The 16,851-nt window shown below is 39.1% G+C and carries 15 protein-coding genes; 13 read left to right on the plus strand and 2 right to left on the minus strand.

Annotated features, from left to right (window positions below; genetic code table 11):
* Nucleotides 1-142: 142 nt before the first annotated feature.
* A complete protein-coding gene (locus tag IC621_RS16575) occupies nt 143-1,525 on the minus strand; it encodes a sigma-54 interaction domain-containing protein (RefSeq protein WP_318153066.1) in 1,383 nt (460 codons plus the stop codon).
* A gap of 260 nt (nt 1,526-1,785) precedes the next feature.
* Between IC621_RS16575 and IC621_RS16580 the strand changes: the two genes are divergently transcribed.
* The 12 genes from IC621_RS16580 to IC621_RS16635 all read left to right on the plus strand — a co-directional run bounded on the left by IC621_RS16580 (nt 1,786) and on the right by IC621_RS16635 (nt 14,710).
* On the plus strand, nt 1,786-2,805 hold the full coding sequence (locus IC621_RS16580) for an NAD(P)/FAD-dependent oxidoreductase (RefSeq protein WP_191159445.1): 1,020 nt from the start codon (nt 1,786-1,788) through the stop codon (nt 2,803-2,805).
* 160 nt (nt 2,806-2,965) lie between these two features.
* On the plus strand, nt 2,966-3,214 hold the full coding sequence (locus IC621_RS16585) for a ferredoxin (protein WP_191159447.1): 249 nt from the start codon (nt 2,966-2,968) through the stop codon (nt 3,212-3,214).
* A 100-nt stretch (nt 3,215-3,314) separates the two neighbouring features.
* Nucleotides 3,315-4,397, plus strand: coding sequence for an aromatic ring-hydroxylating oxygenase subunit alpha (locus IC621_RS16590; RefSeq protein ID WP_191159502.1), 1,083 nt, complete (start codon nt 3,315-3,317; stop codon nt 4,395-4,397).
* Nucleotides 4,390-5,841, plus strand: coding sequence for an aldehyde dehydrogenase family protein (locus IC621_RS16595; protein WP_191159449.1), 1,452 nt, complete (start codon nt 4,390-4,392; stop codon nt 5,839-5,841). Before IC621_RS16590 ends, IC621_RS16595 begins: the two co-directional genes overlap by 8 nt.
* Nucleotides 5,842-5,859: 18 nt before the next feature.
* On the plus strand, nt 5,860-6,954 hold the full coding sequence (locus IC621_RS16600; RefSeq protein ID WP_318153067.1) for a tartrate dehydrogenase: 1,095 nt from the start codon (nt 5,860-5,862) through the stop codon (nt 6,952-6,954).
* Between the two features lie 194 nt (nt 6,955-7,148).
* Entirely contained in the window at nt 7,149-8,693 is a 1,545-nt protein-coding gene (locus IC621_RS16605) for a BCCT family transporter (protein ID WP_191159451.1), read from the plus strand.
* A 591-nt stretch (nt 8,694-9,284) separates the two neighbouring features.
* Nucleotides 9,285-9,530, plus strand: a complete 246-nt coding sequence (locus tag IC621_RS16610) for a hypothetical protein (RefSeq protein WP_191159453.1) — start codon at nt 9,285-9,287, stop codon at nt 9,528-9,530.
* A 386-nt stretch (nt 9,531-9,916) separates the two neighbouring features.
* Nucleotides 9,917-10,417: a YxiG family protein gene (locus IC621_RS16615; RefSeq protein ID WP_191159455.1), complete on the plus strand. Its 501-nt coding sequence runs from the start codon at nt 9,917-9,919 to the stop codon at nt 10,415-10,417.
* A gap of 446 nt (nt 10,418-10,863) precedes the next feature.
* Entirely contained in the window at nt 10,864-12,330 is a 1,467-nt protein-coding gene (locus IC621_RS16620) for an alpha/beta hydrolase family protein (protein WP_191159457.1), read from the plus strand.
* 401 nt (nt 12,331-12,731) lie between these two features.
* Nucleotides 12,732-13,628 carry a cidABC operon transcriptional activator CidR gene (gene cidR / locus IC621_RS16625; protein WP_191159459.1) on the plus strand — a complete coding sequence of 299 codons (897 nt, stop codon included), beginning with the start codon at nt 12,732-12,734 and terminating at the stop codon, nt 13,626-13,628.
* Between the two features lie 174 nt (nt 13,629-13,802).
* Nucleotides 13,803-14,336, plus strand: a complete 534-nt coding sequence (locus tag IC621_RS16630) for an acyl-CoA thioesterase (protein ID WP_191159461.1) — start codon at nt 13,803-13,805, stop codon at nt 14,334-14,336.
* Entirely contained in the window at nt 14,336-14,710 is a 375-nt protein-coding gene (locus IC621_RS16635) for a hypothetical protein (protein ID WP_191159463.1), read from the plus strand. Before IC621_RS16630 ends, IC621_RS16635 begins: the two co-directional genes overlap by 1 nt.
* Nucleotides 14,711-14,892: 182 nt before the next feature.
* Here IC621_RS16635 and IC621_RS16640 read toward each other — a convergent pair whose 3' ends face one another.
* Nucleotides 14,893-15,372: a hypothetical protein gene (locus IC621_RS16640; RefSeq protein WP_191159465.1), complete on the minus strand. Its 480-nt coding sequence runs from the start codon at nt 15,370-15,372 to the stop codon at nt 14,893-14,895.
* A 625-nt stretch (nt 15,373-15,997) separates the two neighbouring features.
* Here IC621_RS16640 and IC621_RS16645 point away from each other — a divergent pair.
* Nucleotides 15,998-16,732, plus strand: coding sequence for a class I SAM-dependent methyltransferase (locus IC621_RS16645; RefSeq protein ID WP_191159506.1), 735 nt, complete (start codon nt 15,998-16,000; stop codon nt 16,730-16,732).
* Nucleotides 16,733-16,851 lie beyond the last annotated feature (119 nt).

Raw genomic sequence — 16,851 nt, forward strand, 5'->3', positions numbered from 1 at the left:
TTTTTATTAGTTTTTGTGTCTAGCTAAAGCGCCATCTGTTCGATGTCCCTAGCGAATCTGTCACAGAGGTTAAAGAGCAGTCTCCAGGGTCAGCTCGCCCGAGTGCATGTCGACGAAGGACTAGCGTCTTGCTCTTTGCTGATCAAGATTTTCTTTCATTCAACAAATCCTCGCAATATTCTCTGATCAGTTTCGAGGCTTTCGTCTGGCTGATGTCGAGGTCTTTTGCAACCTTCCTGGACGATTTGTATGTTTCGTAAGATCTTCTAATTAAGATCCGTTTTGTTTCGTCAAGCGCTTTATCAAGTGAAGTGGGGAGAGCGAGTTGGGTGATTTGTTTAACGTTGTCAGTGATCAAATCCGGCAAATCGCCCACGCTGATGATAGAGTCGCTAATAACGACTAACCGTTCAATTAAATTTTCGAGCTGGCGTACATTGCCCGGCCATGAATAATAGATTAATATGTTTAGGCATTCTTCCGAGATGACTTTGTTTTCATGGTATTTTTGATTAAATTTATTTAAAAAATTGTACGTGAGCGGTATGATATCTTCTTTGCGTTCACGTAGAGGCGGCAAGTGTATATCGATCACATTCAGCCTGTAAAATAAATCTTCCCTGAATCTTTTGTCATTGACCATTTCGATTAAGTTTTGATTCGTTGCGGCGACGATGCGGATGTCAACTTTTTTCATTTCGTTGCCGCCGACGGGAATGAATTGTTTATCCTGGATAACTTGTAAAAGCTTTGCTTGTAAAGCAAGAGGCATTTCCCCGATTTCATCAAGAAAAACGGTGCCTCCATTTGCCGCTTCGAGCAAGCCTGTTTTTCCTGATTTGCTTGCGCCGGTAAATGCGCCTTTAGAATAACCAAATAGCTCCGATTCAAGCAGCTCTTCTGGAATGGCTGCGCAGTTAATCGTCAAGAACGGGCCGCTTTTCCGCTTGCTGATCCTGTGGATGTAGTGGGCGAGCACGCCCTTTCCTGTTCCCGATTCTCCCTGAATTAAAATAGTAGAATCAGTTGGTGCCACTTTTTCGCAAAAGGTTAAGATTCGGTTGATTTTGCCGCTGTTCGTAATGAATTGCTCTGTTTCACCTTCAACATGAGTGGTTTTTAACTCATCTCCCGTTTCTTTTGCTTTTATCATTTTAAATGTTTGTGATTGGGTCGATGTAATGACGACGAGTTCGATTTCCCCCGCATCATTTAAGATTGGAATGGCTGACGTCAGTAATTCAGCCCCAATATAAGTTTGCTGCTTCAAGTAGCAAGGCTTTTTTCTTTTATATACTTCCGGCACAATGGACGGTTTCCAGTAACCTTTTTCAAATAATTCGACATTGTATTTGCCAATGACATCAGTCGGCTTCAGTCCATAATGGCGCTCACATGTCTGGTTAACGTAAAGAATCCGCTTTTCGCCGTCGAGGACGAAAATTTCATCTGATGAATAATTGAGAATTTTTAAAAGAGTTTGCAGCGTCATCTCAACATTTCCTGTTGCATCTGGACTTTTCACAAAATCATCCTCTCATTTCAAAAGGTAATGAGTTAATTTTGACTAATGTTTTATCATATTGAGTTAATTATAATTCAAATTGGCAGCGTTTTCACAAAAAAATGACATACATTCAATATTAACGCTGTTTTTAAAAATTGGCACGCTAATTGCATATATAGAATTGACAGGCAGAAAGAAAGCTGTCGTTAATTGCTGAACTATTTGAAACATTAGCAAATTTGGATTTTAGGAATAAAGACAGCAAGGGAGGAATGAATTTGGAAAAACGGGATAGGGTATTTGACATTACTATAATCGGGGGAGGGCCAGTTGGCCTGTTTACCGCTTTTTATGCTGGGATGCGCCAGGCGTCGGTGAAAATTATCGAAAGTCTTCCTCAACTCGGAGGACAGTTGTCTGCTTTGTACCCAGAAAAATTTATTTATGATATTGCAGGATTCCCAAAAGTACGGGCACAGGATCTCATTGATCAATTAATCGAACAAATGAGTCAGTTTGAATCAACAATTTGCCTCGAGCAATCGGTGGAAAGCATCGTTCGGACAGCTGACGGGAGATTTGCGATCACAACGAACGAAGAAACTCATTATACGAAAGCGGTTATTATCACGGCTGGGAACGGGGCATTCCAATCACGAAAAATGAAAATTGAAGGAGAAGACAAATTTGAAAAAGTCAACCTTCATTATTTCGTACAGGATTTAAATCAATTCACCGGAAAAAAAGTAGTCGTGTTTGGCGGTGGTGATTCAGCGGTTGACTGGGCACTCATGCTTGAACCGATAGCTGAAAAAGTGACAATCATTCATCGAAGAGACAAATTTCGAGCCCATGAGCATAGTGTTGAGCAGTTGAAACAGTCAAAAGTGGAAATTTTAACGCCGTACGTGCCTTCACAATTGGTCGGCGATGAAAAAATAGAAAAAGTGATTGTGACAGAAGCGAAAAGCGGAGAACCGATCGAAATTGAAGTTGATGATGTCCTTGTCAATTACGGATTTGTTTCATCGCTCGGCCCAATTAAAGATTGGGGTCTTGAAATCGAAAGTAATTCCATCAAAGTCGACTCTAGAATGGAAACGAACATCGAGGGTATATACGCAGCAGGAGATATTTGCACGTACGAAGGCAAAGTGAAGCTAATTGCAAGCGGTTTTGGCGAAGCACCGACAGCTGTGAGCAATGCGAAAGTATATATCGATCCGAGTGCAAAAGTTCAGCCTTTACACAGCACAAGCATTATGGAAGAGAAAGAAAAAAGCGGCTCAGCCGTTTAATTTACACATTAAGATAAATTGGCAGCAACGAAGTGTTTCATTGTAGTACCCATTTTATGTATTAAGAATGAACTCAGGTCCAAGAATGCCAGGCCTTCGCCTTTACAGGCTCGTCGACCTGTGCGTTTCCATATATTAATGATTCGCAGGAGGAATCCACATGGCTAAATTTACAATAGTTGACCAGGAAACATGCATCGCTTGCGGGGCATGTGGAGCAACGGCGCCAGAAGTTTTTGATTACAATGACGAAGGAATTGCTTTTGGCATCCTTGATGACAACAAAGGCATAATAGAAGTCCCTGACGAACTGGAAGAGGATTTGGAGGATGCAATGGACGGTTGTCCAACAGGATCCATTAAAATGGCTGCTGAACCTTTTACATGCAAATCCGTTCAACCCGGATGACTCAATGAGCAGCCGGATAATTATAAGGATGTTTACCAAAAAAAATTTTAGCCTTTCAGCAATTGCTCAATTATCATTTTTTTAAAGGGGAGAATGAATGATGACTTATAACAAAGTAGAGAATGCAACAAATCGGATATTTGAAAGAACGTTGACATATGACAAATACACAGATCCGAAAGTACTTGAAAAAGAAATGGATCTAGTATTCTCTAAATCTTGGCAGCTAGTGGGACATGTCAGTCAATTGGAAAAAGTAGGTGCCTTCTTCACGACTGAAGTTGCGGGCGAGCCGATTATTGTGACTCGCGGCCAGGATGAAGTCATTCGCGCTTTTTATAACGTCTGTCCGCATCGTGCGACAAAGCTTGAAAAAAATGAGTCAGGCAAGAAGAAAATTTTACAATGCAGCTACCATGGCTGGACGTTCAAATTGGATGGAAAATTAAACAAAGCGCCGAACTTTAGCGGCGAAGATGCAGCTTGTGTACAAGATGCTTGTTTACGCTCAGTCCGCATGGAAATCTTGGAATCTTTAATCTTTGTAAACTTGGATGATCATGCAAAGCCGCTTAGAGAATCCTACGGCGATTTCTTCGACCGCTTGAGCAAATATTCGTTTTTAAGTGAGTTAAAAAGAACAAACCAAACATCAAGGGTGATTAAAGCAAACTGGAAAGCGTTTATTGACAATTATTTAGAGTGTGACCACTGCCATGTAGCACATCCAGGCTTTGTTGCAGCACTTGACATGGATGATTATCAAATCATTACATGTGAAAATTATTCGCTTCAAGGATCAATTGTTAAACCAGATAAAAATTATGGGACGGTCGATTTAAATCAAGCAGAAATGCAAGGCGGGTCTTTCTTCTGGCTGTGGCCAAACTTAATGTTGACCATTTATCCGGGTCCCGGCAATATGGCGACAATTCAATTGGTGCCGATTGATCATGAAACAACTTTAATTGTTTACACTTATTATTTCCGTGATGAGAATTTGACTCAGGAAGAAAAAGACTTAGTTACTTTTGCTGAACAAGTACGCCTGGAAGATGTGGAACTTGTCGAGTTAGAACAAATCGGTTTCCGCTCCCGTGCATTTAACAAAGGAAGATATTCATCTTCAGAAAAAGCGATCGTACAATTTCATGAAATGGTATTGGAGGCCCTAAATGAGTAAATTAGTGAATGAAGTAAAATCGACGAAGCAGTTTTTGATGATCAATGGAGAAAAAGTAAAAACAGCAAAATATGACCCGCTTTACTCTCCTTATTCCGGGGAAGAAATCGCTAAAATTGCGATGGCGGATAAAGAGCTGACTGTACAGGCAATTGATGCTGCCTTCAACGCACGCGAAATAATGGCGAAAATGCCGGCGTATGAGCGGGCAAAAATTTTGGAAAAGGTTGGGGCGCTATTAAAAGAAAAAGCGGACGAAGCAGCAGAAATTATCACTCGTGAATCCGCTAAGCCGATCATGTTCGCAAAAGCAGAAGTGGCAAGAACGATTGAAACGTATAAGTTTTCGGCCGAAGAAGCAAAAAGAATACATGGTGAAACGATTCCTTTTGATGCAGCTGAAGGCGGCGTCGGCCGAATCGGTTACACGTTAAGAGAGCCGATTGGGGTTATTGGAGCGATTACGCCGTTTAACTTCCCTATGAATCTTGTCGCTCATAAAGTCGGACCAGCTATTGCAGCAGGTAATACAATTGTCTTGAAGCCGGCGTCACAAACTCCGCTGTCTGCTCTCTTTATCGCGGAAATTTTTGAAGAAGCTGGTCTTCCTGCAGGTGCATTAAATGTAGTAACTGGTCCTGGCGGCACGGTCGGGGAAGCGATTGTGGAAGACGATCGCGTAAGCATGGTAACATTCACGGGCAGCCCGAGTGTCGGCATCGGTATTCGCAACAAGGCGGGCTTGAAAAAGACGACGCTTGAACTCGGTTCGAATTCGGCATTAATTATTGACAAAGATATTGACATCGATCAAATTATTGACCGCTGCATCATGGGTGCTTTCTCCAACCAGGGGCAAGTATGTATTTCTCTTCAGCGCGTGTATGCACATGAAGAAGTGTATGAAGAATTTGTTACAAAGTTCACCGAAGCGGCGAAGCAGCTGAAAATCGGTGATCCTCTTAATCACGACACATATATTTCCGCTTTAATTTCTAAAGGGGAAGCTGAACGTGTACTTGGCTGGATTGAAGAGACGAAAGAAGGCAAAGCAACGATCACTGCAGGCGGCAAATTGCAGGAAGGCATTCTTGAGCCGACAATTATTACAGGTGCGGATCATTTCTTAAAAGTATCCTGTCAGGAAGCATTTGCTCCAGTTGTCGTCGTGAATAAAGTGAGTTCAGTTGAAGAAGCGATTGAGCAAGTGAATAACTCTCGCTTCGGATTACAGGCCGGAATTTACACAAATAATGTTAAACATGCTTTGTACGCTTCAAAGGAATTGCATGTGGGCGGTGTGATCATAAACGATGTGCCAACCTATCGTGTCGACCAAATGCCTTACGGCGGTGTGAAAGAAAGTGGGACAGGTCGTGAAGGAATAAAATACGCTGTGGAAGAAATGACTGAAATGAAATTGGTCGTTTGGAACCAAAGCTAAAAAACGAGGGAGATTATTGTGAAACACTTTAAAGTAGCAGTTATCGCCGGCGACGGCATTGGTCCAGAGGTTATTGATGAAGGGATTAAAGTATTAAATAAAGTGGCTGAACTTGATTCTGGCTTTCAATTTGATTTCACTTACTTTCCATGGGGATGCGAATTTTACACAAAAAACGGAAAGATGATGGATGATGATGGAATGGAGCAGTTGAAAGAATTTGACGCAATTTATTTAGGGGCAGTCGGGTTTCCCGGCGTCCCTGACCATATTTCACTGTGGGATTTATTATTAAAGATCCGCAAAAGCTTTGACCAGTATGTTAATATTCGTCCTGTGAAGCTGTTAAAAGGTGCACACTTGCCGCTTGTGGATGTGAAACGAGAGGATATTGATATGCTGTTCATACGCGAGAACAGTGAGGGCGAATATTCAGGCGCAGGTGAATGGCTGTTTAAAGGTCAGGAACACGAGGTCGTTTTGCAAAACGGCGTTTTTTCCCGTAAAGGTACGGAGCGCATCATTCGGTATGCGTTTGAAACAGCGAAAAAAGAAGGCAGATCGCTGACCAGCATTTCTAAAGCAAATGCCCTTAATTACTCGATGGTGTTCTGGGACCAAGTATTTGAAGAAGTGAGCGCAGAATACCCTGAAGTCGAAACGGCTTCTTATCTCGTCGACGCTGCGGCGATGCTGATGATTAAAGATCCGAAACGCTTTGAAGTCGTTGTGACATCGAACTTGTTCGGCGATATTTTAACGGATCTGGGCGCGGCGATCGCTGGTGGAATCGGCCTCGCTGCCGGTGCGAATATTAATCCCGAAAGAAACTTCCCTTCGATGTTTGAGCCGATTCATGGATCAGCTCCTGACATTGCAGGCAAAGGGATCGGCAACCCGCTTGCATCGATTTGGTCCGCTAGCCAAATGCTCGACTTTTTCGGATATGAAGAGCATGGAAAAGTTGTTCTTGAGGCAATCGAGCAACTTTTACTAGAAGATCAAGTTGTGACGCCCGATATGAATGGAACAGCGTCTACTTTCGAAGTGGGAAACAGGGTGACGGATATTATTACGTCAATCATTTCATCTAAAGATGTATCGGTGAAATAACGAATTTGATAAGTATCGTGTGAAGAACACTTTCTTCATACGATATCCGTTTTAATGTATGTCATTTCGTATTAGATTCAAGGTCTTATCTTGAGGTTATTTTCTTTCTATATTGCTTCAGAAAAAAGAAATCGCTTACATGTATTTCTGTTATTTCTTAACATGCTTGAAACTATTTTATAAGGAGTGATTGGGTGAATAGCAAGAAAGCTGTCTTTTACACATCATTAGCGATTAGCTTAGGCATAATAAGCATTGGAGTATTTATGCCGAAACAATTAGAAACCTTTTCTAATTCATCGCTTCATTTTATTTATAATAATTTAGGCTGGTTTATTCTCGGAAGCGTCTTTATTTTCTTTGCATTCTGCATGTATATGGGACTATCGAAATTTGGGCATATCCGTTTAGGTGACGATTCCGATCGTCCTGAATATAAAACAGCCACGTGGATTGGCATGCTTTTTAGTTCATCTATCGGGATCAGCCTTGTGTTTTGGGGCGTGGCAGAACCTGTATCCTATTATATTGATCCTCCATTTGGCAAAGCATCCTCAGAAGAATCAGCGAAGCTCGCCATGCAATTCGTCTATCTGCACTGGGGGGTGTCTGCTTGGGCTTGTTATGCGCTTGTAGGAGTTTCCTTAGCATTCTTTCAGTTTAGAAAAAAGCTCCCATCTTCATTGAGTTCAGTTTTTTATCCATTAATAGGGGACAAAATCAGAGGTCCTATCGGCAAGGCTATCGATGTTATTGTTATTCTCTCCATTGTCATTGGAATTGCAACGTCACTCGGCTTTGGAACGTTGCAAGTCAATAGTGGGATGAATTTTCTTTGGGGTTTGCCAGTGAATATGAACACCCAAGCGATTATTATCATTGTGGTAACATTCATATATGTAGCTTCTACTGTTTCAGGGCTGCAAGGAGCCATGAAACATTTATCCAACCTTAACATGCTGCTCGCTTTTGCTTTATTGGGCTTTGTTCTTTTTCTCGGACCGACACAAACGATTTTTAAGATCTTTTTTCAGGGAGTGGGCGATTATGCTCAAAACTTTGTTAGTATGTCGTTCAGGACAGAGCCTTATAGCGATGGTTCCTGGATTGCCAGCTGGACGTTGTTTTATTTTGGCTGGTGGATTGCCTGGGCTCCGCTTGTCGGCAGTTTCGTAGCCAGAATATCAAAAGGCAGAACGATTAAAGAATTTATGATGGGGGCCGTATTTATCCCTGTGCTTGGCTCTTTCCTCTGGTTTGCTGTAATGGGTGGTTCAGCCATTCATATCATTCAAAATATGGGGGAAACGGCGCTTGCCACCGCTGTTTCAACCGATGTGACATCTGCTTTGTTTAAGTTTTTTGAATATTTCCCGATGTCTGCATTCTTAAGTATTTTAGCGATGGTACTTGTGCTCGTTTTCTTTATTACTTCTGCAAACTCAGCTGTTTTTGTATTAGGTATGATTAGTGAAAATGGCAATCCGCTTCCTTCTCATCCGACGAAAATCATTTGGGGAATTGTTATTGCCGCGATCTCGGTTGTTCTGATTATGACTGGAGGACTGTCAGGCTTGCAATCCTCACTCGTGGCAGCAGCCGTACCATTGGCGGTGTTAATGCTTATTATGTGTTATTCAACGTATAAAGGCCTTCAAGGAGAATTGCGCCTTTCTCCACAGAAGAAAAATATAGAAACTGAAGAAAAAATGAAGGTTCATGAAAAGCAGGCATTATAAAGAACGAGGCTGCTCGGCCAATATCAAAGCAAATGGAGTGTTGAATCGCAAAGATTTAATACTCCTTTTTTTGTAGAAATAAAAACCCTAGGGTTCAAAAAAGCTAATCGCGAGATATAGTAGGGGCCTTAGGTCTCTTAATAGCAGAATTATCAGGATTTAAGAAGGTCAAAGAGGATTGTGGTCTTTAATACTTATATTTTTCTCAAATAAATAGATCTTGAGAATCTAGGGAGGTACTGATGAGATATGACATTTGAGATAACATCATTGTTAATTACTATCGGTTTAGTAATGTATATATTTGTTTTGCATGGTTAGGTCAAAAAGTTGGAAAGACAACAGTTTAAGAATCTATCAGATCAAAAGAATGTGTCTCTAGACAACAAGATAAATAATTTGATTAATGAGCGTAAAACAGATACAGAGATTATAAAGTTTGTTAGAGAAAAAACAAATCTGGGATTAGTACAAGCTAAGTAGTATGTTGATCGGGTAAAGAATGCAAGATGAAGAGAGTCACCTTTTAGGTGTTTTTTGTTGGAATATATAGGAATAAATCTTTGTTTCCTTGTTTAAGGGGGCAATGGAGTGGTAGGGGAAATTCCTTTCTGGAGATGCTGCTTATGGGCTAATAGTATGAAGAGAATTCTAAGTCTAACACTATCCTTAACAGCATTTGTTATTATTATGATGGTAAACTTTAAAAAGAATAAGATGGTTCAACAATGGTTGAATAGAGAAGAATTAGAACTTGAAGAACCGAATGTACAATCTGATATAAAAAAAATTAAATGCCAAGAGGAAATGATCAAATCTTTATTAGAACATAATTAAAAACAAGAACAGTTTAATCAAGCTTTGATTCAAAGATTTGATGAACAAGCAAGGGTTATAACAGGGTACCCAATCCCTTGGAATTGGGTACCCATTTTTAAAGGAGAAGGCGATCTCCCCCCTGAATCTCTAATCATAGGAGGGGAGGGGAATGGCTAACCAACAAAAAAATTCGCCTTATGTGTCGCGTGATCGACGTAGAATGACCTTGTAAATTAAGAAAGCTTGCATGCAACAACTCGATGAATTAAGCCTAGTGACAGGGTTCTTGTCATAGACTGCAAAGTAGACAGCAGAAAAAGTAGGATAACATTATGGTGAAGATATTTGGTAATTCCTTTGGTGATCCTTTTCTGTAAAAGTTTAAAAAATAGAAGGTGAGACAAGTGACACAAAACAAAAAAGAAATATGTGAAGAAATCAATAATTTATTAGGAGAGCATGCGGAATTTTGGAGCATTAGTGATATACAGATAAATTACTTAAAAGAAACCATTACACTAAAGTTAGAGAGTGTTAACGAACAAGAGATTTTAAAAACGTTTATTAAGTTTAAGCAAGTTATGTCATTGTACATGCATCAAGATGCAGAAGTAGAAACCTATCGATTAAATAATTACAAAGAAACAGACCCATTTTTACTTTCTGAAATCAGTTATCATCCTAATGGATTAGGTAAAATAAATGTAGAAAGCTTGGAAGATGAATTGACTGAAATCGAATCGATAAGCTCATCAACAAACTTTTATTTTCAAATTAACAATAAAGATTATTTTTTTGTTGAAGCAAACTCCTTTTCCATTACTAGAGTAAGTTCCTCATCAACAGATGAAAAAGTATTTATAGATTTAATCTCAGACGAGAAAATAATAACAAATCCATATTAATAAATGAGGTCAGACAATCTAATTAAGCCTCAAGAAACCCTTGAAAGCGATTAAGGTAATAACCCCCGTCGTATGCTGTCCGTTTTCACAAAGCGGTCTAATTATGATCATCATGAATACCTCTTAGTCCTTCTCGTGAGTAAAAGTTATCAAAAGCAAATTGTATACTATTTAAAAAATTAATTTGATTAATTCTACACGGATAAAAATTTCATTAAAATGAACGATACCTAAAATTTACATCAATTTTAAAATAATGTAATTAAAAGTTAATATTCAGGAAATATATTGAAAATGTTGTACAGTTTTAACAGTACTTTTTGACTAAGGATCGTGTAAATCGCAAGATCTTCGCAACATGAGCAACGATCTATCTTACGCAACTAGGAAATGGTAGAGAAACTGTTCCAAAAAATTCAGTTGTATAAGGAGAGAACTCTAATCCGATGAGAACCTTTGAAATTTTATTACTCAGCCTCAATGTACTGATACTTGTTATTTTCCTATGGAAAAGGGGAAAGGCAAGAAAGCTGGTCCTTGCATTGAGCGGAGCAGGTCTGATTATCTTAGCTTTGCAGCTTGCCGTTGAGCATTACCGCTGGCAGATGGTGCCTGCTTATGGGCTGACGTTTTTTTTGTTTTTATGGTCTGTTAAAAAGTTTCGAAGTCATTCTCATAGGTTACGGCATCCCGCTTTAAAGGCTGCAGTTGTTATTCTTGGGGCGTTATACATTGTTATTACAATTGGGCTTCCTATGTTACTGCCTGTTTTTGAAACAGCCAAGCCAAGCGGTCCTTATGCAATTGGAACAGCCACTTACCATTGGATAGATGATGAAAGGGAGGAAAAGCTGACCGAAGATCCTTCAGACAAAAGGCAGCTGATGGTGCAGATTTGGTATCCAGCAGAACCGGACGGGGATGAAAAGCTATCAACCTATATTCCAGACATATCCGGTTTGCAGACGGCTGTTCAACAAGAGTACGGGATCCCTGGCTTTTTCCTAGACTATCTTCGCAACTTAAATACTCACGCCAGCATCAAAGCGAAAGTTTCCCAAGCTCAGCCGAACTATCCGCTGCTGCTGTTTGCACACGGTTTTCCGGGTACCCGCTATACGAATACGTCACAAGTCGAGGAGCTAGTCAGTCACGGTTATATCATCGCTTGTATCGATTACTCCTATAACTCTATAGCTACTGTGCTTCCTAACAAAAAGCTTGTTTTATTGAGCGACAACGTACCAGAGCTGAACGATTGGGAGAGCTGGGATCAACTCATCTCCGATACCTGGGTGCCAGATTCAATCTTTGTGCTGGACCAAATGGAGCAGCTAAACGACAAAGATCCGAATGGCATTTTGAAGGGGAAAATCAATCTTACGAGTGTGGGCATGTTTGGCCACTCCTTCGGCGGGGCGGCCGCAGCACAGACGCTGCTAGCGGATTCGCGGTTTAAAGCCGGGATGAATATGGATGGAACGCTGTTTGGAAAAGGAGATTTGAAAGACGGTCTTAAACAGCCGTTTCTCATGATGAACGTGAAAACAGCAGATATTAACAACGCCGATGAACCGAATGATGAAGAGTTAGAGCAGATAGGGTTGACCCGTGAGGATTTTAACTTTATAGCCAAAGAAATTCTGATGCGCAAAAACAATCTGCTGAAAAACGGTGGTTACAGTGTAATCATTGACCAGATAGATCATCTGAGTTTTACTGACCTGTATTTGCTGTCACCATTTTTTTCTTGGAATCGTCAAATGACTCCACGTCAGGCGCACACCATCATTAATGCATATACTCTAGACTTTTTCGATAAACATTTAAAAAGAAAAACAGACACCCTTTTTGACCTCCCGTCTTCCCCATTTCCTGAAGTAAAGGTATCATTACCAGCAATAAAAAAGTAACTGCACTAGAGAAACAAGTTCGTTCTTAATATAAGGATGATAGTATTGATTTAGTAATAGCTCTGTATTCCATTTTCCAGAGCGCTTTCCTGAAATAAGGATTGCTTTTATTTTTTAGGACCATTATTACTGTGGAAATAGAAGGGGTCTGACCACTCGATTAGATAAGGGCGTACGCGAGGGAAAGATAAAATCTGGTGATAAAATACTATTATATGGATTTGGCGGCAGATTGGCCCATTGTGGATTATTAATCAATTGGACTTTATAGGCAAACATAGAATAAAGACTAGCTTAATACAAGTCCCTTTATTGTTAAGTTAATGCTATGTGGTATAGTGAGAGTATTCTGTGACAGATAAGATAGAAGGATAACTTTTCAATACAGGAATGGTGAAAGTATGGACATAAGACACCTTAAGTATTTTATAGAAGTCTCGCGATTCAGCAGCTTTACACGGGCAGCGGATCACTTGTTTGTGACCCAGCCCACCATTAGCAAAATGATTAAAAACTTAGAGTCTGAGCTCGGAGTAGAGCTATTTGATCGTTCTAGGAAACAGCTCGTGCTGACAGACGCGGGCAGGGTCATTTTAGATCAAGCTCAAAAGATTGATCATGCTTTTGATAACTTACAAACCGAACTAGATGATTTAATAGGATTACAAAAAGGGCATATTCGCATTGGTTTGCCTCCGATTATGGATGTAGATCATTTTATTCGAATTTTAGGAGAGTTTCATCAGTTGTATCCTCGCATTACATTTCAGCTATTGGAAAATGGGACAAAGAAAATTGAAGATGACATATACAAGGATAATTTGGATGTCGGCATTACTGTGTTACCAACAGAGGAAGAAGAATTTCACTATTTTTCTTTTATGAAGGAGGAATTAAGGGTAGTTGTTCCACCTTCCCACTCAATTGCGTCTAGAAAGCAAATCAAGCTTGAGGAACTAAAGGACGAACAGTTTATTCTTTTCAACAAGGATTTCGCATTAAACGACCGTATTAGGGGTGCATGTAAGGAGGCTGGTTTCCTGCCTCAAGTCATTTCCGAAAGCACCCAATGGGACTTCATTGGAAAAATGATCGCGGCTGAGTTAGGGATATCCATATTGCCGCACAGTGTATCTATGCTTTTAAAGGAAGACGTACATACCATTAAAGTAGTTAAGCCGACGATCGAGTGGGATCTGGCTATTATTTGGAGGAAAAATCATTACTTATCGTATGCCACGAGAGAATGGCTGAAATTTACACAAGACCGATTAACGATGGAAAGCATCTCTGAATAGGGATGCTTTTTTCATACAGAATTATGAAAATTTCATTCGTGTATAGCATAACTGTGAGCGGTTGCATAGATTTCGTCTATCATATTCATGATTAATAACCATTTCACTTATCGTAAATACGGTCTTACACTTGTTGTATCGAAAACAACTAAAAACAAGGAAGGGAATCAATTTATGATAAAAACTAAGCATCCTTCAGAAAGCCTTATTGTAAATACCGATCAAGTAATGATAAACGATTTAAACAATTACAATACACTATTTGGCGGAGTTTTGATGAAAAAACTCGATAACAATGCAACCTTATCAGCACGTCGCCATGCCCGAGTAAAAGAATGTGTGACAGCCTCCACTGATTCCATTGACTTCTTATATCCGATCCACCAAACGGATTCTGTTTGTGTAGAATCATTCGTATCCTACACGGGAAACAAATCAATGGAGGTCTTTTGTAAGGTTATTGCCGAAGATATGATTACAGGGGAACGTCGTATGGCAGCGACAGCTTTTCTAACTTTTGTAGCTTTAGACGAAAACAAAATACCAATGAAAGTTCCTGATATTGTACCTGTAACAGAAGAAGAGAAATTCCTTTATGAATCAGGAAAAGCACGCGCCGAAACCCGTAGAATCCGAAGAAAACAAAGTAAAGAGTTGACAGAGATCATTGGCCTGGAGAAACCTTGGGAAAAAGGGGTGCTAATATAATGTCCGCTATGTTAGCTAATTTAAATGAATTATACAAGGCAAAAGAAGGACTAGAGGAATTAAAGCAACAGCACTCAGAGTTATATGAACTATTGCTTCATGTTGTTAGCCTGACAAGACAATTACAAATCAAGTATGGATACGTAGGATCCTTATTAATGGATGAGGATCTCACGAAATATCGACCAAAATTTATTAGAGAGTCGATCTTATCCCTTTATCAAAAAGAAGTTCAGAAACTAAAAGATCACCCTGAAATAAATGAAGTAAAAGAAACAATTAAAAGGCATCGTAATGTAAGTGACTCAAAATTATTTCTGTTGGCTCTTGGGGCAAAGCCAGAATTACTTCAAGGGTCGACAATCATTAAATAGTCACTTCAAAGGTCCGCCCAAAAGGCGGATTTACTTTTTTTCTTAGTTTCAAAATTTATATGGTATCCTTTTTTAGTGGTTTCATAAAAAAGGATAAAAACCCGTACATTTATTCAGTTTTTTTCAATTTTTGTCGAATAATCGATATATCGAAATTTTCGAAGAGGACTGCACTATTGTAATTAGTTCCCTCTAATAAATCTGATGTGAAGCGGTAATAGAAACCCAAAGGTTAAAAGAAGAAATAAAATCGAATAATATAAATTCCACCCATTGTATTTCATATACCCAGAGAAGTGCATTCCAAATTCAACTAAAAGGGAGAGTACGGTGAATAGTATTGTCAATATCCACTTATTTTTATTTGTAAAATAATTTAAATACAATGCTGCTAGTGAAGTTGGTATAAGGGTGTAGCAGAGTATTTCGCCTAGTCCGGTTATCTTCGGTTCTCCTAAATCAATAAGGTCAAATACTCTAGTGACTAGAGAATCACTTAGCCATGTAGCAAATCCAACAATACCAACCGTTATATATATTTCTCTCCAAGTAGTATTTTTTTTAGGAATTAGTAGAACTGATATAAATAATAAAATACTTACAATGATCGGAAACCATAGTCCTTTTGAATTTAAATCTAATTGATCCAATATTTCGTTCATTTTTAGAGGCTCCTTACTTTTCTTAAATTTAGCTTAAACCGAGGAGAGGAATTATATACGAAAGAGACCTCAAGTTCATTACCATAACGTGGAAAGATTTTTATTGACATTCCTTGCACTAAACATATAATCTTGAGCTAGATAAATGAAAGGGTGACATGGCCAATGATCTACTAATCCTCATTTCGAGAAAAACACTCATTTTAATGAATGAATTTATTTTTCTGGATAGGATTAGTGCGGGCTTTTATAATACAAAAAGGTTGATGACTACACCGTAAAGGGGGTTATCTGTCCTTTTTCTGTGCTTCCTGCCTCCTATCCGAAGTGGATAAGGAGTTTTTTTAGTTTAGAATATATAAGCTAATTAAAGTATTAACTTATTAAAGAGTCGGATAGACAACTAGGAACATAGTCGAACAATAAAAACTCCTGTTAACTCAAAGAATGTATTTTCTGAAATCCCAAAACTACATTATAAAAGGAGTAAAAGAATATGACTGAGTTAATTTATCATGTGGCAACGTCTGCTGACCATTTTATTGCAGATCCGAATGGTATAGTAGATCCCAGTCTTTTTCTATTTGAAGGTGAGTACCGTTTTATAAATATAAGGAGAAAAGACATGAAGGAAAACAAATACGACAATATCAATTTTTTTAATCAATATAGCCAAATGCCTCGTTCTATTGAAGGTCTTAAAGCCGCAGGAGAATGGCATATAGTTCAAAAGATGCTGCCAAATTTGAAGAATAAGCGTGTTTTGGATTTAGGATGCGGCTTCGGCTGGCATTGCCGATATGCAATCGAACAAGGTGCGAAGTCTGTAGTAGGAGTTGATATATCAGAAAGAATGCTCAATGAAGCCAAGAAAAATACGAAAGCGTCTTCTATAGAATATGTTCATATGGCAATTGAAGATATTGATTTTCCAGCAAATACTTTTGATGTAGTGTTCAGCTCTTTGGCATTTCATTATATAAAATCATTTAGCGATATTTGTCATAAAATTCATCATTGCTTGTCGAGCAAGGGAGCTTTTATTTTTTCTGTTGAACATCCGGTCTTTACATCGAATGAAAAACAGGAATGGTCTTATGATGAACAAGGCAATCGCAAGAATTGGCCGATTGATAAATACTTTGAAGAAGGAATCCGCAAAACCAATTTCTTAGGTGAGGAAGTTTTGAAATACCATAAAACACTTACAACCTATGTGAATAGCCTTATCAAGTCCGGCTTTCAGATAACAGAGCTAATTGAACCGGAACCCGATGTAAACCTTTTGAAAACAAATTCTGAAATGAAGGATGAGCTGCGAAGGCCAATGTTTCTTTTAGTATCGGCTAGGAAAATATAAGCAAATCCCTGAACATTTTTTGTTCTCGGAATTGTAAAATCACTCGGCAAATACCGATAAATCAGTGTTTGTCGGGATTTCTTTACGTCAGAGCCACACATCTATCATTTTCCGCACAG

The organism is Metabacillus arenae (genome assembly GCF_014773385.1).
GTDB lineage: Bacteria > Bacillota > Bacilli > Bacillales > Bacillaceae > Metabacillus_D > Metabacillus_D arenae.